This is a genomic window from Stenotrophomonas sp. YJH_SMC_133 (assembly GCF_059370655.1).
In genome coordinates, this window is the sequence record NZ_JCAFTW010000006.1 from 231524 (window position 1) to 255412 (window position 23889).

Consider the following 23889-nt stretch of genomic DNA (forward strand, 5'->3'; position numbering starts at 1 on the left):
ATGGGCGGGGTGATCGGGCGTGACGCGTCACGTTAATAGAGTGGATTCTGCAGAGCGGAGCGCAGCATGCCACTATGTGGCGGGGCTGCATCGATGGAAGGGGGGTACATGGAACGTACGAAAAAGACACTGACGATGGCCGATGTTGCTGGATGGAGTTCGGCGCTCGTCACCTTTGGATTGATTCAAGGGGCCTTCTATCTGAAGGCGTATTGGGGACACTTCGGCCTGGATCCCTTTCAGTTTGTTGCGGTGAGTGAGCTTGCGCTGGCAGGGCTTGCTGGGATCGGCATGGTGTTGTTCTTCATACTGATTGCGCTGCTGCTCGGAGGATGGGTCGAGGGGAAGGTGACAACGACGCCGTCCCAAGCCAATCTGCTGATGTGGCTGATCCTTGCTCTTTGTCTTGTTGGAATGGGTGCCTTGCTTTGGTGGTCCAATGCCTGGCCCGTTTTGATAGGTGTGGCGCTGACGGGCATATGTGCAATGGCAGTACGCCTGTCCCCAGTGTTGCCGGCCGCCGTGAAGGACTCGCCGTGGCTGGTCTATGCGCTCGAGATGATTGTCTATGTCCCGATCTCGTCAAACTGGCTTGGCTTCGAGCGCGCAAAGGCGATTACTTCTGGCGGCAGCAAGTACACGGTCAATGTGACTGTTGATGAGAGGGTGCAAGGTAGCATGGGCCTAGTGGGGCGTTTGGGTGACAGCTATGTGCTGTGGGACCCGGTACAGAAAGCTGCAGTTCTTATGCCAGTGGACGACGTGAGTAGGCTGGAGATTGCGCAAAAATCCGTTCTGCCTGCCAAATCAGTTCAGTCGCGATAAGGGATTTTATTGGGAGTGTCGAAGACATCATTTCCTTGTTTCAAGCCGACTGCGCTGGTACGGGGAATAGGCCAGAATCAAGGCTTGAGATCGCACTTGGCCGACGGCCCCACTGACTGATGGCATTTCCCGTTGATGAACTCTGCAATGGGTGACAATCTAGCTGGAACTACCTCAGGCCTCAAGCGGATGATCGAGTCAACTTGTTGGCGGCAAGAGCTGCGCGCAGAAGTGCTGTGGCTTAAGCGGCATCGAAATTATCGAAGATGGTCCGAGAAGCAGCTGGTCCTGTATGAACGCCGCCTAATGCTAGTAGCCTTCCAGGTCCGCTCCTTGCTTGAGCGCTCTAAGGTCAACGATTGTGCTCGAAGCGTTCGACTACCTGCAATTCGCTACAAGAAGATCGGCATCAAGCCATTCACATTTTTAGGCGCAGGATTCCCGGAAGATCAATTTGATATTGCGAACCCTGAGGCTGTTGACCTAGGCGTTCTCGACGTTTGCAATCAGCTTATTCACTACTATTGGATGCAGACATGGTCAGAGGGCACTGAATTCAAGGGCATGCTCGTCTTCTCCGACTACATGCGGCACAAGTGGGCCTACGAATTCTTGATCGAAGACCTTATATGCATCTTCAGCGTATTTGCTGATGAATCGTCTGCGGCCACCAGTATCAGCTTTGAGTGGAACGATAAGAGGCAAGACTACGTGACTCACTTCGCTCGTTGATGGCGAATGGCACGGAACCTAGCCATTGCTCCGCAGCATCTCTTCTTTACGCACCTTTAAGGCAATAGGCTCTTAGCTGGGCAGGGAAGTCCTGGCCGGGCAGGGGGTTAGCAATATCTATCGGGGCAGGTAAGGGGTTCTGCCGAACCGTAGCAGACAGGCCACTCTGGGGTCTCGAGGCGATCGGCGTTTTGGGGATGAGCGCCTATCGCGCCCTTGAGGAATTTATGGCGGCGCGTCCTGGCTATCTTTTGTTGCAATGAAGGCCTGACACGCGATAGTTCGACCGAAGGGTTACGTCATTCACAGAGAGGGGGCGATGATTAAATCTATAGCCATAGAGAACATTAGGGGCATCAAGGACTCCACGTTTCAACTCGACATTATTCCTAACAAGCCGTCACTCCTTGTCGCTCCAAATGGATTCGGCAAAAGCTCGCTTGCCGCGGCGTTCGCCGCGCTCAAGACCAAGAGGTTAGAGCTTCCAAAAGATCAGATCCACCTTGGAGATGAATCGCTCGCCCCAAAACTGACCCTCACAATTAGGAAGAATGGCGAAATTTCCACCTTCGTTGCAGATGGGGGCTGCAACGGAATTGCGGCATCCTTTGATGTCCATGTGATCGCCAGCCGCCTTCGGGCGAAGGTCACCAAGCACAACTTAGGCAGGTTCACGACCGCAACAGCGTCACTGGATATCAGCGACTTGGTGCTGGTCCAGACGATTCCCGCCAAGGCAAAACACGCCTACGACGTAATGGAGATGCGCACTCGCTTTGGGTCATCCGGCAAGGCCTTCCAAAACCTCAGCAAGACACTCGGGAACCCAGCGCTAGCCGACGGCTTGATTGATCTGTATGGCGTGATGGACAAGATGACGGGCGTTCGCATTCAAAAGGACATTGAAGAGGTGACTGCATTGCTTCAGGCTCAGGCCGGAACCGTCGACGAAATACGAGCATGGGCTAGTGATGCCCTCGCGCTCCGCCTTGAAGCGATTGACGCCGTCAAGGCGTTGGCTGATCTCTTGGCGATGGCTGCCGGCCCCGCCCAAGCCCGTATCGACGCTCTGCTCTCGGGCCTGCAAGTGGCGCTGACCTACCTGGGTAACAAGAAGGCGTTCAAGGAAGCGTGCAGGTATCTCTCGTATGTCAACGAAAAGGAGAGCTTTGACGACATCATCAAGGCGTTCGGTTCCACATGGAAGAGGGTCAGGCCTGCTGAGCGCAATGGGAGTCTCGTCGTCTCTTTCCCGCCAGCCCTGCATATATCTAATGGCCAGCGTGACTCTCTGTGCTTTGCGGCGGAGCTGAGGAAGATTGAACGATCCATCTCGTCGCGCGACATCATCCTCGTCATTGACGAGGTGTTTGACTACCTGGACGACGCCAATCTCGTAGCGGTCCAGTACTACATCACCAGGCTTATCAAGAAGGTTCGCGAGAAACAAAGGAACATGTATCCATTGATTCTTACGCACCTGAATCCTTACTACTTTAAGAACTTCACGTTCGCTAGTCAGAAGATCTATTTCCTAAAGAAGTCCAAGCCGACCATCAACAAGGACTTTCGCGCCCTTATCGCAAAGCGTGAAGATCCATCCATTAAAGAAGACATTAGTCGCCACTATCTGCACTATGATCCGTCGCCGGTTGACGTAACGGCACAGTTCCAGGCTCTCGGCCTGAAGGAGCTCTGGGGAGATTCGAGCGCATTTCATGCTTACACAGAAGCGGAGTGGAACAAGTACGTCAACGAATCGGACAACTATGATCCATTTGCGGTCTGCTGCTTTGTTCGTGTCAGAATTGAGAAGATTGCCCATGACGCGATCCAAGGTCAGGCTCAGAAATCGGATTTCATCGACAAGTCCATGACAAAGAAGAAGCTGGATTTTGCCGTCGAGAACGGTGTCGACGTTGACGACACGATCTACCTCCTGGGAATTATCTACAACGAAGGCATGCACATTCACGAAAACGTAGATGACAGTAGCCCCATTGTTTCTAAGCTGGAGAATCGGACCATTCGCCATATGCTCATCGAGAGCGTAAGGGAGTAAGCCGCTCTTGTGCCTGACAGGCGGCGAGCGACAGCTAGGCCAGATCTTCGGGAGGCAGCTCGCGGCCTTCGGGTGTGATCAGGCGATCACCGAGGAAAGAAAAACCGGCCCAAGGGCCGGTCAAGTTGATACGGTGGTGCGGGTCGAACTCAATCATGCCGCGATCTCATCCTTGGCCGGGGACTGAGGACGCAGGCAAGAGCCGAGCCAGAGGCTCAGCCATTGCCACGCCGAGGACACGAACGCGGCCGCAGCCCGGCACAGCATTTCGCATAATGTATATTATGTTATGAGGGGATCTGCCCATGCGAACCCCAGCCAGTCCAGTCCTGGCCGCAAGCTGTTCCCCTTCAAGCAACCCTCCCAACGCGCGCAGAACCAGGCTCCACGGCGCCAACCTTCTCACCCAGCATGCAGGCCCACCGGTGTAGGCTCGACGCACCATTTAAGGACGGGTTTGGCGATGCGCCTGGCTGATTTTATCGAACGGAATGCGCGGGAAATCCTGGAAGACGCGGTGGCATTCGCCGAGACGCAGGCACCCGATACTGTCGAGTTCAGCGCAAAGCAACTTCGGAATCATCTTCCCCAGATTCTTCAGGCCGTTGTAGACGATCTCAGATCGCCGCAGACAGCCTCCCAGCAGCTCGCAAAGTCCCACGGGCTTGCACCGTTGAAACCCGGCCCCGAGTCCGCCGCGTCCTATCATGGCCGAACCCGCGCCATCGCCGGCTTTGGTCTCAACCAGATGGTGGCCGAGGATCGAGCACTCCGGGCTTCGGTACTTCGGCGATGGGCATCCGACCAGCAGCTGATCACTTCATCGATCGATGACATCCTTCGTTTCAATGAGGCCATCGACCAGGCGGTCGCCGAATCCCTTGCTCAGTTCTCTGCCGAGGTCGAATCCTGGCGGCAGATCTTCCTGGCAGCGCTCGGGCATGATCTCCGAGGCCCTTTGGCAGCGGTCATGTTCTCGGCGGACACTCTGGCCAGTGGGCTGCAGGATCCGGCATTGTCCAGGCAGGCCGAGCGGATCATCAATGGCAGCATGCGCATGAACAAGCTGCTCGACGACCTGCTGGCTTACAGCCGCAGCAAGCTGGGCGACGGGATGGCCATTCATCCGGTGGACTGCGATCTTGCCCAATCGCTTGGCGAGGAAGTCGAATTGCTTCGCGCTGCCCTGCCCCACGTCCCCATCAAGTATGAGGCTGAAGGCGATGCCCGCGGTTGCTTCGATGCCTCTTCGTTGCGCGAGGCGGTTCACAACCTCACGACCAACGCTGCAAAGTACGGCGAACACGGCACCGATGTGCGGATCAGCCTTGAGGGCCTCGTCGACCAGATCATGATCACGGTGAGCAACACCGGCGCCGAACTATCGGACGAAGCGTTCAACAGTCTGTTCGATCCCTTGCGCAGAGGCTCGCACAACGCGTCACAAGGCGAACACGCGAGCTTGGGCCTCGGCCTGTTCCTGGTGCGGGAAATCTGCCACGCGCACCGCGGCACGGTCCATGGACGATGGCGGAATGGTCGCACTTCATTCGTCATCACGCCCCCAAAGAACGCTGATTGAGGCGACCGGCCCGGCGACGGCACTACAGGAACCTGTGCATCACCAAGACATCGACCAACCCCAACTGACCGTGCCGGAACGCCTTCGGTAACGTCCCGACCACATCGAACCCCAGCTTCCGGTACAGCGCCACCGCCGGGCCATTGGTACTGACCACGTAATTGAACTGCATGGCCAGGAATCCTTCCGCCCTCGCCCGCTCCAGGCTGTGTTCCACCAGCGCCCGGCCCACGCCTTGCCCTTGTGCCGGCGCATCCACCACATACGTGGCGCTGGCCACATGCGCCCCCAGATCAGGGAAGTTCGGGCCCATCTTGTACATGCCCACCACCCGGCCCTCCAGCACAGCTACATGAGGCGCCTGGGCCTGGAACCAATGCGCGCGAAACGTCTCGACGGCGAAAGAGCCGGCAAAGGGCAGCGCATCCTGCGTCGCAATGGCCGTCTTGAACATGCCCCACATCACGTCGAAATCGCCTGCGCGGGCGGGCCGGATCTCCATGCGTCTCCTGCAGATCTGTGGTCATGACCAGGCCGCACACTACCAGAATCGAGCTCCGGCCCCGTAGCTGCTTCACGCGCCACCGCCATCCGCTCCGTAATAGTTGAGGAAATTCCAACCTTTTGAGCAGTAGATGACCCCTGTTTCCGCGCACATCCCGCACCGGCTTCGTCGATGGCGCGTTCCTGCCTACGTCCTGCTGGGCATCTACCTGCTGTATCTGCTGGCCGGCAACATCTTCCTCAACACGCCCCTGTTCGACCAGGTCACCAACCGCAAGCCGCACAAGTTCGTAATGACCACTGGGCCGGCCATTACGCTGTTGCCCGGCCACGTGATCGCCTGGAACGTGCACATGCGCGGCCACGTGAACCACACCGTCTACGTGTTGCATGCAGACCGCGCCAGCGCCCGATTGGCGGTGCTGCCCCTGTTCCAGCGCGAGGTGCGGGTGCCAAGGCTGCAGGCCACCGGAGTTTCCGCCGAGATCAGCCGCGTCGAAGAAGCCATCCCTTCACCGCCGCGCAGCGACCAGGGCTGGACCTTGCGTTTCGACGCCATCCACAGCGACAGCATCCGCAGCGCACGCTTCGGCAAGCTGCTGATCATCGGCAAGGGCCAAGGTACTGTGGGGTTCCTAAAGCAGCTGCGTGGCGGCCCATCCGAACTGTTCGATTCCGAAGTCTCGTTCAGCAAGGCAGACACCAGCTATGACGGCGTGCAGCTGTTGGGCGACATGGATCTCACCGCGCGCTTCAGCTATCCGCGCCATTATCGGGACCAGGCGCCCGGCCTGGCCAAGTTGAAGCTGCTGCATGCCCAGCTCGAGGTGGAGGCCCGCAGCCAGGGCCTGCGCATGGACACCGATGCCACAACGCCGAAGATCTCCAGCGCGCCCGTGCCCGGGCGCCTGCAGCTGGCGCTCCACCTGATCGATAGCCAGCTGCAGCCCGGCGACCACGCGCTGTGGCAGGTGCCGCTCCATCTGGGCGATGGCGCCCCCGATCGCGGCGTGCTGGCACTGCAGCTCAATGTGGCCAAGGACCTGCGCCTGCAGGCCCGCCTGCCGCCAAAGCCCGGTACAGGGAGCGAGGTGGATGCCGATCTGCATATCAGTGGCCGGGACCTTCCCTTCCAGCAGCCCGCACAGCTGCTGGAACGCAGCTCTGGCACTGTGCGCGGCGAATGGACGTTCACCTCGCTCAACTGGATCCCTGCCCTGTTCGTCCGCAAGCCGTGGCTGCAACTGGACGGCGGCGGCACGCTGAAAGCCGATCTGCGCCTGCGCAATGGCGAACTGATCGAAGGCAGCACCGTGGACATCCCGGCTGCCGAGGCCGTGGCCGAAGTCGCCGGCGTACGCCTGGCGGGCACGGCCAGCGCCCATGGCGAGTTGAAGGCCGGCAGCCCCAGCCAGGCCCAGCTGGCCGTCCGGCTGCCGCGATTCACTGCGCGGCCAACCGATGCCAGGGACGTGCGCCTGTTCGACGGCCGGGATCTGGCCCTGGACCTGACCGGCGATGGCCGCCTGCAGGAACTGCGCAAAGGCGTCCGCGCGCAGCTGCGCTTCAGTGAAGCCACCATCCCTGATCTGACCGCCTACAACCGCTACCTCGGCTCACCGCAGGTGCGGCTGCTGCGTGGCACTGGCACCGTCAGCGGTGATGCGACCCTCGATACCGACGGGCGCGTCGGCCATGGCACGGCCCGGCTGTTGGGGCGCAACGCCAGTGCAAAGGTGGCAGGGTTGGACATGGGCGGCGATATCGACGTGAACGCAACGCTGCGCCGCGGTGACTTCAACCAGCGTCATTTCGATCTGTCCGGCACCACGGTCGAGCTGCGCAACGTGCAGGTGGCGGACACGCAGGGCTCGACGGCATGGAAAGGCCGCGTCGCCTTCAAGCGTGGCCGTATCGATGCGCAGTCTCCGTTTCAGGTGGATGCCACCACGGACCTGGATCTCAGCGATGCGCGACCGTTGCTGGCGCTGTTCGCAGAGCGCACCGACTATCCGCGCTGGACCTTGTCCCTGCTGGATTCCGGACAGGTACAGGCACAGGCGACGCTGCGCTGGCGCCCTGGCCATCTGGTCATCGATGGCCTGCAGGCCGAGAACGATCGGCTGTCGGTACGCGCGCGGCTGGATCTGCTGGAACAGCGCAAACGCGGTGATCTCTATCTCCGGTGGGGGCTGCTGGGTGCGGGCATCGAGCTGGACGGCGATCAGCGCCAATGGCATCTGGCCAAGGCGCGCGAGTGGTTTGATCAACGGCCTTCCCTGCTGCCAGCAAGCCAGGGATCGTCTGCCGCCGGATCTTCAGACTGAAGGCCCGCGACCTGCATCCATTCGCGGCCTCTGTGCGTACACGGGATCATGCGCATCAGGGAGCTGGACGGTATGAAGCGGAGTATGAAGCGGAGTTCGCAGGTTTTCGGGCTGCTGGGATGGGTGGCGATCACCTTCGTCGCGGCCGCCCTGGGCGCGTGGGCGTCCACATCCGCAGCCAGCTTCTACGCCACCCTCGATCTTCCCCCGTGGGCACCACCGGCCAGTGTCTTTGGTCCGGTGTGGACCCTGCTCTACGCCATGATGGCGATTGCCGCGTGGCTGGTGTGGCGCGAACGCGGCTGGCGCGGGGCACGACCGGCGCTGATGCTCTACCTGGTGCAGCTTGCCGTCAATGCGCTGTGGAGCTGGCTGTTCTTCGGCTGGAAGCTGGGCGCCCTGGCCTTCGTTGACATTCTTGTATTGATTGCGCTGGTTTGCGCAGCGATCGTCGCGTTTGCGCGCATCCGTCCGACTGCGGCGGCGCTGCTGCTTCCCTATCTGGCCTGGATCTCGTTCGCCTCGGCGCTCAACTTCGCGGTATGGCGAGCCAATCCCGGGCTGCTGTGATCTCCGCCGCTTACGCCTGGGCAACGGCCTGCGGGCGCCAGGTCCGCAGCAGGGCCGGCTTGAACGCCTGCTGCCCGCAGCCGGTAGGGCATCGCACCACCCGCGCCGCAGTATGGCTGACCAGGCCCTGCCCTTCTTCGGCCTTGAAGATCGTCTCGCAGGACAGGCAGCGGGCAACCAGCGAATACAGGTGCAGCAGCCGGCCACTGGCCGGGTCCTGCAGCGCGTCCACATCCAGCAGTTCAAACTGGCAGCTGTCAGCCAGCATGCGGTACGGGGACAGGGGCGCGGGCTGCAGGTTCACGGGGCGGTCGCTCAGGGAAGTGGATCCACTCTAGGCAATGACCTGTCGAGCTGATGTGCAGCGGAGATGTATTCTTCGCGAAAACCTCAAGTGCTCGACCTCGTCCCTACATGAAGAATTCAGCTTGGACAGAAGCACGCTTCATACGCATACACTGGTAGGCGAATGCACGATTTTGCTTCACCATTGATGGGTACCGGATGTACCACTGGGCCTTCCAGCCATCCACGAATGATGAGTCCCGCCCTTGATGCCTTCTGCTGAGTCCGCGCACGACACTGCCTTGTCCAGTTGCGCGCGCGAACCGATCCACACCCCCGGCGCGATCCAGCCCTATGGTGTGCTTCTGGTCGTTGAACCGCAGTCCCTGCAGGTGCGCGAACGCGCCATCAGCCAGCCCGGGCTGCTGCAGCAGTTCGGCGAACCGTTGATGCGGCACGTCAGTGAGGTGTTCGGCGGCGTGCTGGCGCCGTTCCAGGGCTTGTTCCAGCAGGCCGTGATCGGCAGCAGTGCCCATGTCGGTGCCGTGCATCTGGACGGCCACGGCCGGCATCAGCTGCTGGTGCACCGTTCCGCCACCGATCTGCTGGTCGAGCTGGAAGCACCGGTTCCGGGCCAGCCCGGCTCGCTGGAAGAGCTGTATCCGGCCATCCGCGAGCTGATGGCCGGCATCGAGTCGGCCAGCACCGTGGAAGACCTCTGCCAGCTGGCTGCCGCGCACATGCGCCGGCTGACCGGCTTTGACCGCACCCTGGTCTATCAGTTCGATGCCGGCTGGAATGGCATCGTGGTGGCCGAGGATGGCAACGGCCTGTTGCCGTCCTACCTTGACCTGCGCTTCCCCGAATCGGACATTCCTGCGCAGGCCCGCGAACTCTACCGCCGCAACCGGGTGCGCCTGATCGCGGACAACAACTACACCCCCGCGCCGTTGATGCGGGCCGACGACCATCGCGACGCACCAGCCACCGACCTGAGCCTGGCCGTGCTGCGCAGCGTCTCGCCGGTCCACCTGCAGTACATGCGCAACATGGGGACCGGCGCATCGATGTCGGTATCGCTGGTGCATGAAGGCCGCTTGTGGGGGCTGGTGTCTTGCCACACCGTGCAGCCACGGCGCCTGCCCTACCACGTGCGTACCGCCTGCGAGCTCATGGGCCAGATCCTGTCGCTGCAGATCGCGTTGAAGGAGCGGGCGCGTGCGGTCGAAGAGCGCGTCGCGCGGCGCTCGATACTGGTCAAGCTGCTGGGTCGCATGGCTGGCGACGAGGACTTCATGGCGGCCCTGCGCCAGGACGAGGCCAGCCTGCTGTCGCTGACCGGCGCGGCCGGCGCGGCGATCGTTCACAAAGGCGATTGCCTGCGTGTTGGCCAGTGCCCTTCCGCCAGCGACGTGCTGGCCCTGGCGAACTGGTTGGCCGCGCAGCAGGCCGGTCAGGAAACCTACTGCACCGATCACCTGGCAGCCGACTGGTCGCCTGCCGCGCACCTGGCCGATGTGGCCAGCGGCCTGCTGGCGGTGTCCATTTCGCAGTTGCATGACAGTTATTTGATGTGGTTCCGGCCGGAAGTGGTGCGTACCGTGCGCTGGGGTGGCGATCCCCGCAAGGAAGCCGCACCGGGCGTTGCGCTGTCCCCGCGCAACTCGTTCGAGGCCTGGAAGGAGACCGTGCAGCAGCGCAGCCTGCCGTGGAGCGACGCTGACTGCGAAGCGGCACACGAAATGCGCACGGCCATCGTCGATATCGTGTTGCGCAAGGCCGAGGAAATGGCCGAACTGAACGAGCAGCTGCTCCGCAGCAACAAGGAACTGGAAGCCTTCTCCTATTCGGTCAGCCACGACCTGCGCGCTCCGTTCCGTCACATTGTCGGCTATTCCGAGCTGCTGGGCAGCTCGGCGGGCGAGCGCCTGAACGATACCGAGCGCCGATTCCTGGACACGATCGTGGAATCGGCCAAGTCCGCCGGAACACTGGTGGATGACCTGCTCAGCTTCTCGCAGATGGGGCGCTCCACGCTGGGGCGTGTGCGGCTGGACATGAGCGCGCTGGCCGAGGATGTGCGCCGGAGCCTGGCCCTGGACTACGCCGGCCGCGACGTGCAGTGGACGCTCGCACCGCTGCCGGAGGTCGAGGCCGATCCCACAATGCTGCGCCTGGTATGGCAGAACCTGCTGGCCAACGCGATCAAGTTCACCCGCGAGCGCGAACACGCGGTGATCGAGGTTGGTCACGAGCGAAACGACGACGAAGACCACTTCTTCGTGCGCGACAACGGCTGCGGCTTCGACATGCGCTACGTGGACAAGCTGTTCGGCGTGTTCCAGCGCCTGCACCACGTCGAAGAGTTCGAAGGCACCGGCATCGGCCTGGCCAATGTCCGCCGCATCATCGGCCGCCATGGCGGCCGTACCTGGGCCGAGGGCGAGCCCGGCAAGGGCGCCACGATCCATTTCACCCTACCCCGCTTCACAGGAGAACACCCATGAGGGACCTGCGGCCGATCCTCCTGGTAGAGGACAGCCCCAAGGATGCAGAGCTGACGATGGCCGCGCTTGCGCGCTGCCAGCTGTTGAACGATGTCATCCATGTACGTGACGGCGCCGAAGCGCTGGATTACCTGCGCTGCGAAGGCAAGTTCGCCGGCGCCATGCACGGCGGCCCGGTGGTGGTGCTGCTGGACCTGAAGCTGCCCAAGGTCAATGGCCTGGAGGTGCTGGAACAGGTGCGTGGCGACCCGCAGCTGAGCAGCACGCCGGTGGTGATGTTGACCTCCTCGCGCGAAGAACAGGATCTCGTGCGCAGTTACGAACTGGGCGTGAATGCCTTCGTGGTCAAGCCGGTCGACTTCAAGGAATTCTTCGACGCCATCCAGGGGCTGGGCATGTTCTGGGGCATCACCAACCAGCCACCACCGCATCGGCCCAATGGCTCGGGGCAGCACAACAATGCGTGATGGATCGCGCCGCAGCGAGCGCCTGCGCATCCTCATGCTGGAGGACAGCGCGCTTGATGCGGAGCTGATCACCGCACAGCTGCGGCGTGCCGGCCTGGAATTCGAGGCCGAGCGCCTGTGGACCCGCAACGCGTTCATCGAGGCCATCGACAGCCGTGCGTTCGACGTGATCCTCGCCGACCACGTGCTGCCCGGATTCGATGGCGATGCGGCCCTCGCACTGGCACGCGAGCGGACTCCGCAGACCCCTTTCATCTTCGTCTCCGGCACGCTGACCGAAGAGCTGGCGGTGCAGGCGCTGACCCGTGGCGCGCGCGACTATGTAGTCAAGCAGCGCCTGCAGCGCCTGCCGGATGCGATTCGCCGCGCCCGCCAGGAAGCCCATGAGCGCAACCAGCTGCTTCATGCGCAGGCTGCGCTGAATGAGAGCCAGGCGCAGCTGCAGCAGGTGACGGATGCCGTACCCGCGCTGATCGCCCAGCTCGACAACGCGCATCGCTACCGGTTCGCCAACAAGGCGTTCCTGGACTGGCATGGATTCAGCCTGGCCGAGCTGCTGGGCCGGACAGCGCGCGAGGTCAGCGGCATTTCCGCCTTCGAACACGCCCTGCCGAGCCTGGAACGGGTACTGCAGGGCGAGCGCACCAGCTTCCAGGTCGAACTGGTGCACCGCAGCGGGCAATCACGATTCGTGCAGATGGACTGCGTGCCTGAGCATGCGGCCGACGGCAGCGTGGCCGGCTACATCTGCCTGGGTAGCGACGTCTCGCAGCTGAAACAGGCCGAGCTGGCCCTGCGCGAGGACAACCAGCTGCTCGAGCAGCAGGTGCAGGCGCGCACGGCCGAGTTGCGCGCCAGCAAACGGCGCCTGCAGGCGATCTTCGAATCCAGCTTCCAGCATCAGATGCTGCTGGATCTGTCCGGGCGCGTGGTGGATGCCAATGACGCGTCACTGGCCGCAGTGCTGGCGGAAAAGAAGGACGTGCTTGGCCAACGCTTCGGTGAATCGCTCTGGTTCGCCACAACCGATGGCATCGGCGCGCTGATCGATCGGGCCGTCGCTGCAGCCGTGCAGGGCCGGAGTTCGCTGCATTCATTGGAGCTGGAACTCCCGACCGGGCCGCGCAGCTTCGATTTTTCGTTCCGCCCGCTGCTCGATGCCGAAGGCGTGGTCACCGCCGTGGTCTCCGAGGCCGTGGAAACCACGGCGCGCCTCCAGGCCGAACATGCACTGCGCCAATCACAGAAGATCGAGGCGGTCGGCCAGCTCACCGGCGGCATCGCGCATGATTTCAACAACATCCTGACGGTCATCTCCGGCAACGTCGAGCACGCCATGCTGCTGAATGAGCGCGCGGGGGAAGCCGGGGCGATGGTCAGCCGGGCGCTGGACAACGCGCTGAAGGGTGTCGGGCGTGCCGCCAGCCTGACCCAGCGCCTGCTGGCGTTTGCCCGACGCCAGCCGCTGCACAGCCAGGCCGCCAACCTCCACGAGCGCCTGCTGGACATGCACGACATGCTGCAGCGTGCACTGGGTGAGCTGGTGCAGCTGGAGATCCGCAGCGCCGAGGACATCTGGTGCGTGGAGATCGACATCAGCCAGCTGGAGGCCTCCGTACTGAACCTGGCGGTGAATGCCCGCGATGCGATGCCGCACGGCGGGCGGTTGGTGATCGAGGTCGACAACAGCCACCTCGACCACGACTACGCCGCCCTGTTCCCGGATGCAACACCAGGCCAGTACGTGATGTTGCGGGTGCGCGACAACGGCCATGGCATGGACGCGGCCACCCTGGCCCGCGTGTTCGAACCGTTCTTCACCACCAAGCAGGTCGGCCGCGGCACCGGGCTGGGACTGTCGATGGTGCATGGGTTCGTCAAGCAGTCCGGCGGCCACGTGTTGATCGATTCGGTGGAAGGCGGCGGCACGAGCATTACCATGATGTTTCCGCGCTCGCCGCTGGCCCTGCCCCGCGAAACACGCATCCCGCAGACTGGCCTGGCCGGCTACTCGCCGCGCGAGGAAACCATTCTGGTGACCGAGGACAACGACGATGTCCGCGCCTACACGGTGGATTCGCTGCGGCTGCTCGGCTACCGCGTGCTGGAAGCCCACGATGGCCCCTCCGCGCTACGGTTGCTGGAGCGCCCCGACACCAGGGTGGACCTGCTGTTCTCGGACGTGGTGATGCCCGGCATGTTGGGCTGGGAGCTGGTCCGTCAAGTCCGCGAACGCTGGCCGGAAGTCGCCGTCCTGTTCACGTCGGGCTATCCACGTGACCACGATCAGGCGGGCAGCCAGGGACGCGCGGTTGCCCTGCTGCCGAAGCCGTTTACGCGAAGTGACCTGGCGCTGGCGGTACGCACTGCGCTGGAGGCCGCGCCGCACTGAGCTCAGGAGGCCGGATCGCCTAGGCCAGCGGCGATCCGGTTGATGTCCGCGCACTCCACCGTGGCCGGCGGATGCTCCCTGCCGGCCAGTGCAATCATCGCCTGACCGAGAGCCAGATTGCTGGTCATCAGCGATGGCGCAATCGCGCTGGCCAGCTTCATCAACGGCGCACCGCCCCAGTACAGGGGCTTCAACAGGGCATGACGGGTGCCGGTGCCCGGGACCGGCCTGACACCGCCCGGGCGCAGCATCACGGTGCGCACCGGCAGGCCCTGCAATGCGACCTCGGTCTCGCCCTTGATCCTCAACGGCATCAGCCGGCTCCGAGGGTCCGCGCCGGCACCGGATACATACAGAAAGCACCCTTCGGGATTCGCAGCCGCCCAGGCACGGGCCACCGCCAGAGTGGTGTCCAGGGTCACGCGTCGGTACTCGGCCTCTGCCGTGCCGACCGGTGGCGCCCCGGCACAGTAGAAGCAGGCATCGAACCCGGCCAGTTCATCCGACCGGTCCTGGATACGCAGGAAGTCCGGAACGATCAGTTCGCTGCCGGCGCCGCTCAGACTTCCTGGATGGCGGACCAGCGCTGTCAGGCCGGACACCTGCGGTGAGCGTTGGCAGGCCAGCGCCACACCCTGCCCGACCAGGCCTGCGGCACCGGTCAACAGAATCCGTAATGCGCCCGTCCCGGCCATCGTCATCCCCGCTAGAGTTTCACGAAACGCTGGATCTTCCGCGCCAGCCAGCCACTGAACACCAGCGGCGCATCCAGCGCTGACACGCAGATGCAGGGGACACCGGGCGCGGTCACCGGTTGATGTTCCACGTCTTCGTCCAGATCTGCCACGTCACCCGGTGCGAACAGCCCCAGCGCATCGTTGTACGAACCCCGCAGGATCTGGGTCAGTTCGCTGCGGCCATGGCTGTGCATGGGCAGGCATTTGCCCGGGGCGATCTTCAGCATGATCAGCGAAGGCATCTGCTCTGCACGGATGCAGTGCACGCCCGGCGCCATCCAGCGCCAGCGCAGGTCGCTGAGCGAGGCGCCGAAGTACGGATGCAGCGATGCAGGCAGATGGTCCGGATTGGCCTCAGGGCGCTCCTTCGGCACGGGGCGTGCGACCCCAGCCATGGGCACCGGCGCTTCCGTGGCCAGCTGCATCAGCATCGCCTCGCGCAGTTGTTCGCGTCGCGTCTCCGCTGCAGGTGGCTGGGTCTGCTCCAGCAGCACCGAGCCGATCGCTTCGGCGTCGCGCAGGCGCTGTCGGCAATGGGGGCACTGCTCCAGATGGGCACCGGCGACGATGCTCAACGGCGCCGGCAGCGCGCCGGCGGCATAGCTCATCAGGGTCGATTCGTGCAGATGGTGGTGCGGGTTCACAGCGCACCTCCCACTTTGGCCTGAAGCTGCAGAAAGGCGCGGCGCAGGTGCGATTTGACCGTTCCCAGCGGCATTCCCAGCGCCTCTGCGATCTCGCTGTGGCTCTTGGCCTCGAAATAGGACATCCGCACCAGCCGCGCCTGTACTGCGGGCAGTTCGTTGATGCGCTGGCGCAGACGCGCCTGGTCGGCGAACTGCTCGGCACTGCTGCGCTCGATCACATCCAGCGTTGCAGCGTCCTCCACCGCTGCCTGCACCTGCATCCAGCTGCGCTCGCGACGGATGCGATCGATATGCAGGTTTCGCGCAATCCGGTACAGCCACGTACTGAGGGCGCCTTGGGCTGCGTCGTAGTCGGCGGCCCGCAGCCACAGGCGCAGCAGGCATTCCTGGGCCAGTTCCTCGGCGACGCCGTCGGGTGCACCCAGGCCGCGCAGGTACACGCACAGCCGCGGCATGAAGTAGTCATAGATCCGCATGAAACAGTCGCGGTCGCGCAGGCGCGCCACGCCGTCCATGTCACCGGCCCAGTTCGTCGGCTCGCTGCTCGGCTGCTGGGAACTGGACACGGTGCGTGCGCTATCGAAGTTGAGGAGTGTGCTGGCGGCGTCAGGGTACATCCGGGTTCGCGGCGGGCGGGTGAAGGTCTGTCCTCTGTACGCGCAGGGGCAGCAATTGGATGCAGACGGCACGACGCATCCAACCGGCCGCCCCCGCCGTATGACCTGGGCCCTCCTCTTCCGGATGAAGACCCATGCGCACTGCCTGGCTGCTGCTGTGCCTGCCCCAAGCCGCGCTGGCGGCACCCTGGTTGCGAAGCGAGGGCGTGGCCACCTCCGCGCAGGGCGACCTCCTCTACCGTGAAGTGCACTGGCGACGCGAGGCAACGGAGGGCGCCGAGCGCTGGGTGCTGTACCAGTGCCCGGATGGCCAACCCTTCGCCCGCAAGCATCTGCCCGCCAGCGCCCGCCCACAGGCACGGGGATATTCGCTGGAGGACCGCCGCAGCGGCCAGACCGCCGAGGTCGACGCCGCCGGCGACTCGGTGTCGATTGCATGGAAGGAGGATGCCGCCAGTGAGCTGCGCAGGCGCCGGCTTGAACAGCCGCCGGACGCGGTGATCGATGCGGGGTTTGATGCCGCAGTACGCCTGCACTGGCCGGCGCTGCTGCGCGGCGAGCGCATCACACTGCCGTTCCTGGTGCCTGCACGCCAGCGCTACTTCCCGGTGCAGGTACGGCGCATCGGCCCGGTACGCTGGCAGGGCATCGACGCCCAGGCCATCGAGGTCAGCCTGGACACCTGGTACGGCGGCATCGCGCCGCGCCTGGCCCTGGTCTACGCCACGGCCGACCGTCGCCTGCTGGAGTTCCGCGGCACCAGCAACCTGCGCGATGCGCGCGGCACTTATCCGCAGGTGACGGTGCGCTTCCGCTCGCCAGCTGCCGAGCGACCGGCAGGTGACTGGCAACAGGCGTGGGCGCAGCCCCTGGCCGAGCGTTGCGCCGTGACGCCCAGGTGAAGCGAAATTCAGTTCGAAGTGGCGCATCCATTGCGCACCCTGCTGCGTAAAGGAAGACACGACACCCGCCGAGATCCGCCATGGCCTCTGTAGCGCCCCTCCCCCGTCGACGCTGGCGCCTGCTGCGTACGTTGCAGCGGTGGGTGGATACCAGCAACGCCACAGAGACCACCGGCGAACAGCCAGGACGCATCGACTGGGTGCGCGCGGTACCCTTTGCACTGATGCACCTGGCCTGCATCGCGGTGATCTGGGTGGGCGTGTCATGGACGGCGGTCGTCGTGGCCACGGCGCTCTACGCCGTGCGCATGTTCGCCATCACGGCGTTCTATCACCGCTACTTCTCGCACCGCACCTTCCAGGCATCGCGTCCGGTGCAGTTCGTGTTCGCAGTCATCGGCGCGTCCAGCGTGCAGCGCGGCCCGCTGTGGTGGGCCGCCCATCATCGCCACCACCATCGGCATGCCGACCAGCCACTGGACCCGCATTCGCCGCGCGAAGGCGGCTTCTGGCGCAGCCACATGGGCTGGTTCCTCACCCGCGAGGCATTCGCGACCGATCTGTCGCGGGTACCTGACCTGGCGCGCTTCCCCGAACTGCGCTGGCTCGACCGTTTCGATACCGCCATTCCCGTGCTGCTGGCCGTCGGACTGTATGCATTGGGTGCAGCACTGGAACGCTGGGCGCCCGGCCTGCACACCACGGGCCCGCAGTTGCTGGTGTGGGGCTTCTTCATCTCCACCATCGTGCTGTTCCATGCCACCGTCACCATCAATTCGCTGGCCCACCGTTTCGGCCGCCGCCGCTTCGAGACCCGCGACGACAGCCGCAACAACCTGTGGCTGGCGCTGCTCACCTTCGGTGAGGGCTGGCACAACAACCATCACTTTTTCCCCGGCACCGTGCGCCAGGGCTTCCGCTGGTGGGAGGTGGACCTGACGTGGTACGGACTGCGCGCGATGGCGGCGCTGGGCCTGGTCAAAGGGCTCAAGCCCATCCCCGAGTGGGTCCTGGCCAAGGCGAGGTACTGAGATGCGCATCGCGGTCATCGGCTCGGGTATCGCGGGGCTGGCCAGTGCCTGGTGGCTGGATGGCCAGCACGAGGTCACGCTGTTCGAGGCCAACGATTACCTCGGCGGCCACACCCATACCCACGACGTGCAGGTGGCGGGCCGAGGCATGGCGGTGGATACCGGTTTCATCGTCTTCAACCCCCAGCACTATCCCTTGCTGTCGGCGCTGTTCGACGAGTTGGGCGTGGCCTCGCAACCGACCACGATGAGTTTCTCCATGCACAGCGAGCGCAGCGGCGTGGAGTACAACGCCACCTCGCTGGATGGGCTGTTCTGCCAGCGCCGCAACCTGGTATCGCCGCGCTTCTGGGGCATGCTGGCCGATCTGCGCCGGTTCTATCGCGACGCGCCGTTGCTGCTGGCCGAAGAAGACGGTCCCACGCTCGGCGAGTACCTGCGCAGCCAGCGCTATGGCGAGGCGTTCATCGACGAGCACCTGCTGCCGATGGCCTCGGCGCTGTGGTCCTCGCCGACGGCCACCGTGCAGGCGTTCCCGGCGCGCTACCTGGCCCAGTTCATGGCCAACCACCAGATGCTGCAGATGACCGGGCGGCCAAGCTGGCGGGTGGTCAGCGGGGGATCGACGCGCTACGTGGATGCGCTGCGTCGCCGCTGGCGCGTGCATGAGCGGCTCCAATGTCCGGTCAGCAGGGTCGAGCGCATGCCCTGGGGTGCACGCGTGCACAGCAGCGCCGGCGTGGAGGCCTTCGACGAAGTGATCCTGGCCTGCCACAGCGACCAGGCACTGGCGTTGCTTGCCGACGCAGATGCCGTCGAGCGTGAGGTCCTCGGCGCCATCCGCTATCAGTCCAACGAAGCGGTGCTGCATACCGATGCGTCGTTGCTGCCGCGCAACCGCAAGGCGTGGGCGGCCTGGAACGCGCACGTACCACGGGATCGCGCGGCGCCCTGCACGGTCAGCTACTGCATGAACCTGCTGCAGGGCCTGCCGGGCGACATCCCCCTGGTAGTGACCCTCAACCGCAGCGAGGCAATCGATCCGGCCAAGGTGCTGCGGACCCTGCATTACGCGCACCCGGTACACGACCACGCTGCAGTGCGCGCACAGCAGCGCTGGGCGGAACTGCAGGGCCGCCGCCACACATGGTTTGCAGGCGCCTATTGGGGCTGGGGATTCCACGAGGATGGCATCCGCAGTGCCCGCCACGTGGTCGATGCCCTGCAGGCCTGCGCTCCACATCGGAACGTATCCGCCTCGGATGAGGTGGCGGCATGAGTGCCAGCGCGCTCTACATCGGGCAGGTGATGCATCGCCGGCATCATCCGCATCCGCATGCATTCCGTTACCCCATCGCGCAGCTGCTGCTCGACCTGGATGAACTCGACACGGTGTTCGCCGGGCGCTGGTTGTGGTCGGTCAATCGCCGCAACCTGGCCGAGTTCCGCCGCAGCGACTACTTCGGTGATCCCGCGCGGCCGCTGGCCGATGCGGTGCGCGACCACGCTGCAGGCACGCTTGGCTACCGGCCAGCCGGTCCGGTGCGCCTGCTCACCCACCTCCGCTTCGCCGGGCATGTCTTCAACCCGGTCAGCTTCTACTACTGCTACCAGGCCGACGGCAGCACGCTGGACTGCATCGTGGCCGAGATCACCAATACCCCCTGGAAGGAACGGCACGCCTATGTGCTGCCGGTCGCCACGGCCCTCCACGAAGGGGCGTCATTGCGCTGGCAGTTCGACAAGCGCTTCCATGTCTCGCCGTTCATGCCGATGGATTGCCGCTACGACTGGCGCTTCAACCGCCCGGACCAGGACCTGCGCGTACACATGCAGGTCTGGCGCGACGGGGTGCGCCAGTTTGATGCCACCCAGGCCATGCAGCGACATGCCTTGAACGGCCGTGGGCTGGCCCGGGTGCTGGCCTGCTATCCGCTGATGACCACCCAGGTGGTGGCCGCCATCCACTGGCATGCACTTCGGCTGTGGATGAAACGCAACCCCGTGCACGACCACCCTGCTCTTGCCGAGAAACCACGATGAACTCGATGACCCCTCTGGTCGCCCTGCCGCGCCCCGGCGCCCTGGATGCGTTCCTGCGCCGCCGCCTGCTGGCCCAGCTTGCCCCCATGCGCGACGGTCGCCTGTGCGTACGTGACGCATTGGGCGAGGTCTGGCTGGGCGATGCCTGTGGCGAACTGCATGTCACCGTCACCATCGATGACCCGGGGTTCTATCGCAAGGTTGCAGCGCAAGGCAGTGTGGGCGCAGGTGAAAGCTACATCCAGGGCGAATGGCACTGTGATGATCTGGTGGCACTGATCCGGCTGCTGGTACGCAATCGCGACCTGCTGGACGGCATGGAGCGTGGCCCGGCCCGCGTGGGTGGCTGGCTGCTGCGGGGCTGGAACCGCCTGCGCCGCAACAGCCGTGAGGGCAGCCGCCGCAACATCGCCGCGCACTATGATCTGGGCAACGATTTCTTTGCCCTGTTCCTGTCGCCGGACCTGATGTACTCGTCGGCGTTGTTCGCCAGTGAGTCCGAACCACTCGAATCGGCCTCGCGGCGCAAGCTGGACCGCATCTGCCAGCAGCTGCAGCTCAAACCCGGCGACCGCGTGCTGGAAATCGGCACCGGCTGGGGTGGTTTCGCGGTCCATGCCGCCCGGCACTACGGCTGCCATGTCACGACCACCACCATCTCTGCGGAACAGCATGCGCTGGCCGCCCGGCGCGTACGGGAGGCGGGCCTGCAGGACCAGGTCACGCTGCTGATGCAGGACTACCGCGACCTGCAGGGCCAGTTCGACAAGCTGGTGTCGATCGAGATGATCGAAGCGATCGGCGCCGAATACCTGGACACCTACATGGCCACGCTGCAGCGCCTGCTCAAGCCTGATGGCGTTGCCCTGCTGCAGGCCATCACCATCGAGGACCACCGCTACGAACAGGCCCGGCGCAGCGTCGATTACATCAAGCGCTATGTATTCCCGGGCAGCTTCATCCCATCGATCAACGCGATCATGGCCGCCAAAACGCGCTCCAGCGACCTGCAGCTGATCGCCCAGCAGGATTTCGGCCACTCCTACGCATTGACCCTTCGCGCCTGGCGCCAACGTTTCCTGGCCCAGCTGCCGGCAGTGCAGGCGCAGGGTTTTGACGCGCGCTTCTGCCGACTGTGGGAATTCTACCTGGCCTATTGCGAGGGTGGCTTCCTGGAACGTTCGATCGGCGTCTCGCATCTGTTGCTGGCCCGTCCGGACCACCGGCCCATTTTCGCTGCAACCGGCAGCCACTGACATGCATCGCTTCTGGGCCAATCTGCTCGGCAACCAGCTGGTCTGGCTGTGTGCCGTGGTCGGCGCGGGCCGCGGCTGGCAGTGGCCCGCGCTACTGGCCGCTTCGCTCTACATCGGCAGCCAGCTGTTGACCTCACCGCGCCCCCGGCTGGATCTGCGGCTGTTGATGTTGGCACTGGCCTGCGCATGGCTGGTCGACGCCAGTGCCGCCGCCAGCGGCACGGTGCGCTACGCGGCGGCCCCACTGGGTTGGGCGCCACCGCCGTGGATCATGGCGTTGTGGGCGGCGTTCGCGATGACGCTGACCACGTCGATGCGCTTCCTGCAGCACCACCCGGCCCTGCCGGCCCTGTTCGGCCTGCTGCTGGCACCGCTGGCCTATCTGTCTGCCGCACGCGGTTTCGACGCAGTGCGGTTCGCAGATCCCGTATGGCCAGGACTGCTGGTGCTGGGCGCGGGCTGGAGCATTGCGCTTTCCCTGCTGTGCCGGACCGCCCGTCGCGGCATGCACATCCCGAAGTCGCCCTTCGCAGGAGCGTCGTCATGATCAATCTGATGTGGGTCCTGCTGTACGCCGTACTGGTGATGAGCTGGGGCTGGGCCTGGCAGCGCCGCCACCACAACATCGGCGTGGTTGATGTGCTCTGGGCAAAGGGCGTGGGCGCCTCGGCGCTGTTGCTGGCGCTGCTCGGCGACGGTGCGGTGATGCCGCGGATCGCGCTGGGCGTGCTCGGCGGCCTGTGGGGCAGTCGACTCGCCCTGCACCTGTGGCACCGGGTCCGTCACGAAGAAGAGGACGGACGCTACCGCTACCTGCGCCAACACTGGCACGGCCACCAGGGCAAGATCTTCGGCTTCTTCATGGCGCAGGCGCTGCTGATCGTCCTGTTCGCCCTGCCCTTCGTGGCGGTGGCTGCCAATCCTCGGGCCGACCTGACCCTGTGGGTGGTGGCCGCAGCGCTGGTCTGGCTGCTGAGCGTCGGCGGCGAAAGCCTGGCCGACCGCCAGCTGGCGCGTTTCCGCGCCGACCCGGCGAACAGGGGCCGCACCTGCCGCGTCGGACTCTGGCGCTATTCCCGCCACCCCAACTACTTCTTCGAGTGGCTGCACTGGTTCACCTATGTCCTGCTCGCGGTCGGCTCGCCACTGTGGTGGCTGGCCTGGGCCGGCCCGCTGCTGATGTACGTGTTCCTGCGCTATCTGAGCGGCATTCCATTCACCGAGAAACAGGCGCTGCGCAGCCGCGGCGACGACTATCGCGCCTACCAGCGCAGTACACCGATGTTCTTTCCCTGGTTTCCCCGTTCTTCCAAGGAGCATGCCGCATGAGCGCGATCCCGTCACTGAACCCAGCCGAAGATGCGGAAACCGGGCTGATCGCCTGGGCCGAACGCGGGCTGGTCCCCGATGCGGCGCTGCGTGCGGGCATCCGCCGCTTGTGCGCGCAGCGCCTGCATGAGGAAAGCGAGGGTGGCATCGAAGGCCAATCGGCACGCTTCAGCCGGCGCATCGCCGAGCTGGCCGACAGCCCGCTCGCGTTGCATACCGACGCAGCCAACCGCCAACACTATGAAGTGCCGGCAGCCTTCTTCCAGGCCTGCCTGGGCAAGCGACTGAAGTACAGCAGCTGCTACTACCCCACCGGGCGCGAAACGCTGGACCAGGCGGAGGACGCCATGCTGGAACTGTACGGCCAGCGCGCCGGACTGGCCGATGGCCAGCAGATTCTTGAGCTGGGCTGCGGCTGGGGCTCACTGACCCTGTGGATGGCCGAACGCTACCCGCAGGCGCATATCACCGCCGTCTCCAACTCGCACAGCCAACGCCAGCACATCATGGCGCAGTGCCAGGCGCGCGGCCTGGACAACGTCGAGGTGCTGACCTGTGACGTCAACCAACTTGATCTGCCGACAGCCCGGTTCGACCGCTGTGTCTCGGTGGAGATGTTCGAGCACGTACGCAACTACGAGCGCCTGCTGGCAGGCATCGCACGGTGGCTGAAACCGGATGGCGCGTTGTTCGTGCACATCTTCGCCCATCGCACACTGATGTACCCGTTCGAGACAGACGGCGGCGACAACTGGATGGGCCGCCACTTCTTCACCGGCGGCCTGATGCCGGCCGCCGACACGCTGCTGCATTTCCAGCGCGACCTGCGCCTGGACCAACGCTGGTTGCTGGACGGCACCCACTACCAGCGCACGGCCGACCACTGGCTGGCCAACCAGGATGCCGCCCGCGAGCAGGTGATGCCGGTGCTGATCGCCACCTACGGCCAGGCTGCAGCGAAGGTCTGGTGGCAGCGCTGGCGGATGTTCTGGATGGCATGTGCCGAACTGTTCGGCTACGACGACGGCCAGCAGTGGCTGGTCGCCCACTATCTGTTCCGACCCCGCTGAGGTG

General features: G+C 64.3%; 23 protein-coding genes. 17 read left to right on the forward strand and 6 right to left on the reverse strand.

Going from position 1 to position 23889, the window contains the following annotated elements; translation table 11 throughout:
• Positions 1–108 precede the first annotated feature (108 nt).
• The 3 genes from AC5P78_RS10860 (at position 109) to AC5P78_RS10870 (ending at position 3619) form a co-directional block, all read left to right on the forward strand.
• Positions 109–825 carry a hypothetical protein gene (locus AC5P78_RS10860; protein ID WP_133050535.1) on the forward strand — a complete coding sequence of 239 codons (717 nt, stop codon included), beginning with the start codon at positions 109–111 and terminating at the stop codon, positions 823–825.
• A 135-nt stretch (positions 826–960) separates the two neighbouring features.
• A complete protein-coding gene (locus AC5P78_RS10865) occupies positions 961–1557 on the forward strand; it encodes a hypothetical protein (protein WP_208719682.1) in 597 nt (198 codons plus the stop codon).
• 319 nt (positions 1558–1876) lie between these two features.
• Positions 1877–3619, forward strand: coding sequence for a hypothetical protein (locus tag AC5P78_RS10870; RefSeq protein WP_414489412.1), 1743 nt, complete (start codon positions 1877–1879; stop codon positions 3617–3619).
• 34 nt (positions 3620–3653) lie between these two features.
• Here AC5P78_RS10870 and AC5P78_RS10875 read toward each other — a convergent pair whose 3' ends face one another.
• Positions 3654–3776 carry a DUF3653 domain-containing protein gene (locus AC5P78_RS10875; RefSeq protein WP_240791832.1) on the reverse strand — a complete coding sequence of 41 codons (123 nt, stop codon included), beginning with the start codon at positions 3774–3776 and terminating at the stop codon, positions 3654–3656.
• A 306-nt stretch (positions 3777–4082) separates the two neighbouring features.
• Between AC5P78_RS10875 and AC5P78_RS10880 the strand changes: the two genes are divergently transcribed.
• Entirely contained in the window at positions 4083–5201 is a 1119-nt protein-coding gene (locus tag AC5P78_RS10880; protein WP_414498223.1) for an ATP-binding protein, read from the forward strand.
• Between the two features lie 22 nt (positions 5202–5223).
• Here AC5P78_RS10880 and AC5P78_RS10885 read toward each other — a convergent pair whose 3' ends face one another.
• Positions 5224–5703 (reverse strand): GNAT family N-acetyltransferase, encoded by a 480-nt coding sequence (locus AC5P78_RS10885; RefSeq protein ID WP_049396943.1) that lies wholly within the window; start codon positions 5701–5703, stop codon positions 5224–5226.
• Positions 5704–5836: 133 nt separating this feature from the next.
• Between AC5P78_RS10885 and AC5P78_RS10890 the strand changes: the two genes are divergently transcribed.
• Together AC5P78_RS10890 and AC5P78_RS10895 are read left to right on the forward strand one after the other, a co-directional pair.
• The gene (locus AC5P78_RS10890; RefSeq protein ID WP_065183796.1) at positions 5837–8032 is read left to right on the forward strand and encodes an AsmA family protein; all 2196 of its coding nucleotides are present in this window, start codon (positions 5837–5839) and stop codon (positions 8030–8032) included.
• Between the two features lie 84 nt (positions 8033–8116).
• Positions 8117–8602, forward strand: a complete 486-nt coding sequence (locus tag AC5P78_RS10895; protein WP_044571331.1) for a TspO/MBR family protein — start codon at positions 8117–8119, stop codon at positions 8600–8602.
• A 10-nt stretch (positions 8603–8612) separates the two neighbouring features.
• Here the strand turns inward: AC5P78_RS10895 and AC5P78_RS10900 are convergent, their stop codons facing one another.
• Complete coding sequence (locus AC5P78_RS10900) at positions 8613–8906, reverse strand: hypothetical protein (RefSeq protein ID WP_033835164.1); 294 nt, start codon at positions 8904–8906, stop codon at positions 8613–8615.
• Positions 8907–9156: 250 nt separating this feature from the next.
• Here AC5P78_RS10900 and AC5P78_RS10905 point away from each other — a divergent pair, with 250 nt between their 5' ends.
• From AC5P78_RS10905 to AC5P78_RS10915, 3 genes are read left to right on the forward strand one after another with little or no spacing between them, the layout of a single operon-like run.
• Positions 9157–11394, forward strand: a complete 2238-nt coding sequence (locus AC5P78_RS10905; RefSeq protein ID WP_138970002.1) for an ATP-binding protein — start codon at positions 9157–9159, stop codon at positions 11392–11394.
• On the forward strand, positions 11391–11861 hold the full coding sequence (locus AC5P78_RS10910; RefSeq protein ID WP_005409633.1) for a response regulator: 471 nt from the start codon (positions 11391–11393) through the stop codon (positions 11859–11861). Before AC5P78_RS10905 ends, AC5P78_RS10910 begins: the two co-directional genes overlap by 4 nt.
• Complete coding sequence (locus AC5P78_RS10915) at positions 11854–14253, forward strand: hybrid sensor histidine kinase/response regulator (protein ID WP_138970003.1); 2400 nt, start codon at positions 11854–11856, stop codon at positions 14251–14253. Before AC5P78_RS10910 ends, AC5P78_RS10915 begins: the two co-directional genes overlap by 8 nt.
• Before the next feature lie 2 nt (positions 14254–14255).
• Here the strand turns inward: AC5P78_RS10915 and AC5P78_RS10920 are convergent, their stop codons facing one another.
• Genes AC5P78_RS10920 through AC5P78_RS10930 form a run of 3 tightly spaced genes read right to left on the reverse strand, consistent with a single transcriptional unit; the run spans position 14256 to position 16254 of the window.
• Positions 14256–14948 (reverse strand): Rossmann-fold NAD(P)-binding domain-containing protein, encoded by a 693-nt coding sequence (locus tag AC5P78_RS10920; protein WP_099497880.1) that lies wholly within the window; start codon positions 14946–14948, stop codon positions 14256–14258.
• An 11-nt stretch (positions 14949–14959) separates the two neighbouring features.
• Positions 14960–15634: a ChrR family anti-sigma-E factor gene (locus tag AC5P78_RS10925; protein ID WP_005413310.1), complete on the reverse strand. Its 675-nt coding sequence runs from the start codon at positions 15632–15634 to the stop codon at positions 14960–14962.
• The gene (locus AC5P78_RS10930; RefSeq protein WP_005409629.1) at positions 15631–16254 is read right to left on the reverse strand and encodes a sigma-70 family RNA polymerase sigma factor; all 624 of its coding nucleotides are present in this window, start codon (positions 16252–16254) and stop codon (positions 15631–15633) included. The genes AC5P78_RS10925 and AC5P78_RS10930 overlap by 4 nt, the downstream gene beginning before the upstream one ends.
• Positions 16255–16388: 134 nt before the next feature.
• Between AC5P78_RS10930 and AC5P78_RS10935 the strand changes: the two genes are divergently transcribed.
• From AC5P78_RS10935 to AC5P78_RS10970, 8 genes are all read left to right on the forward strand, one after another.
• Positions 16389–17156 (forward strand): hypothetical protein, encoded by a 768-nt coding sequence (locus AC5P78_RS10935; protein ID WP_065183793.1) that lies wholly within the window; start codon positions 16389–16391, stop codon positions 17154–17156.
• A gap of 80 nt (positions 17157–17236) precedes the next feature.
• A complete protein-coding gene (locus tag AC5P78_RS10940) occupies positions 17237–18187 on the forward strand; it encodes an acyl-CoA desaturase (protein ID WP_043033535.1) in 951 nt (316 codons plus the stop codon).
• Position 18188: 1 nt separating this feature from the next.
• The gene (locus AC5P78_RS10945) at positions 18189–19466 is read left to right on the forward strand and encodes an NAD(P)/FAD-dependent oxidoreductase (RefSeq protein WP_414498224.1); all 1278 of its coding nucleotides are present in this window, start codon (positions 18189–18191) and stop codon (positions 19464–19466) included.
• A complete protein-coding gene (locus AC5P78_RS10950) occupies positions 19463–20230 on the forward strand; it encodes a DUF1365 domain-containing protein (protein WP_049450233.1) in 768 nt (255 codons plus the stop codon). Before AC5P78_RS10945 ends, AC5P78_RS10950 begins: the two co-directional genes overlap by 4 nt.
• On the forward strand, positions 20227–21486 hold the full coding sequence (locus AC5P78_RS10955; RefSeq protein WP_282253976.1) for an SAM-dependent methyltransferase: 1260 nt from the start codon (positions 20227–20229) through the stop codon (positions 21484–21486). Before AC5P78_RS10950 ends, AC5P78_RS10955 begins: the two co-directional genes overlap by 4 nt.
• A gap of 1 nt (position 21487) precedes the next feature.
• Positions 21488–22033: a DUF2878 domain-containing protein gene (locus tag AC5P78_RS10960; RefSeq protein WP_414498225.1), complete on the forward strand. Its 546-nt coding sequence runs from the start codon at positions 21488–21490 to the stop codon at positions 22031–22033.
• The gene (locus tag AC5P78_RS10965) at positions 22030–22815 is read left to right on the forward strand and encodes a DUF1295 domain-containing protein (RefSeq protein WP_414498226.1); all 786 of its coding nucleotides are present in this window, start codon (positions 22030–22032) and stop codon (positions 22813–22815) included. The genes AC5P78_RS10960 and AC5P78_RS10965 overlap by 4 nt, the downstream gene beginning before the upstream one ends.
• Positions 22812–23885, forward strand: a complete 1074-nt coding sequence (locus AC5P78_RS10970; RefSeq protein WP_111151186.1) for an SAM-dependent methyltransferase — start codon at positions 22812–22814, stop codon at positions 23883–23885. Before AC5P78_RS10965 ends, AC5P78_RS10970 begins: the two co-directional genes overlap by 4 nt.
• Positions 23886–23889: the final 4 nt, after the last annotated feature.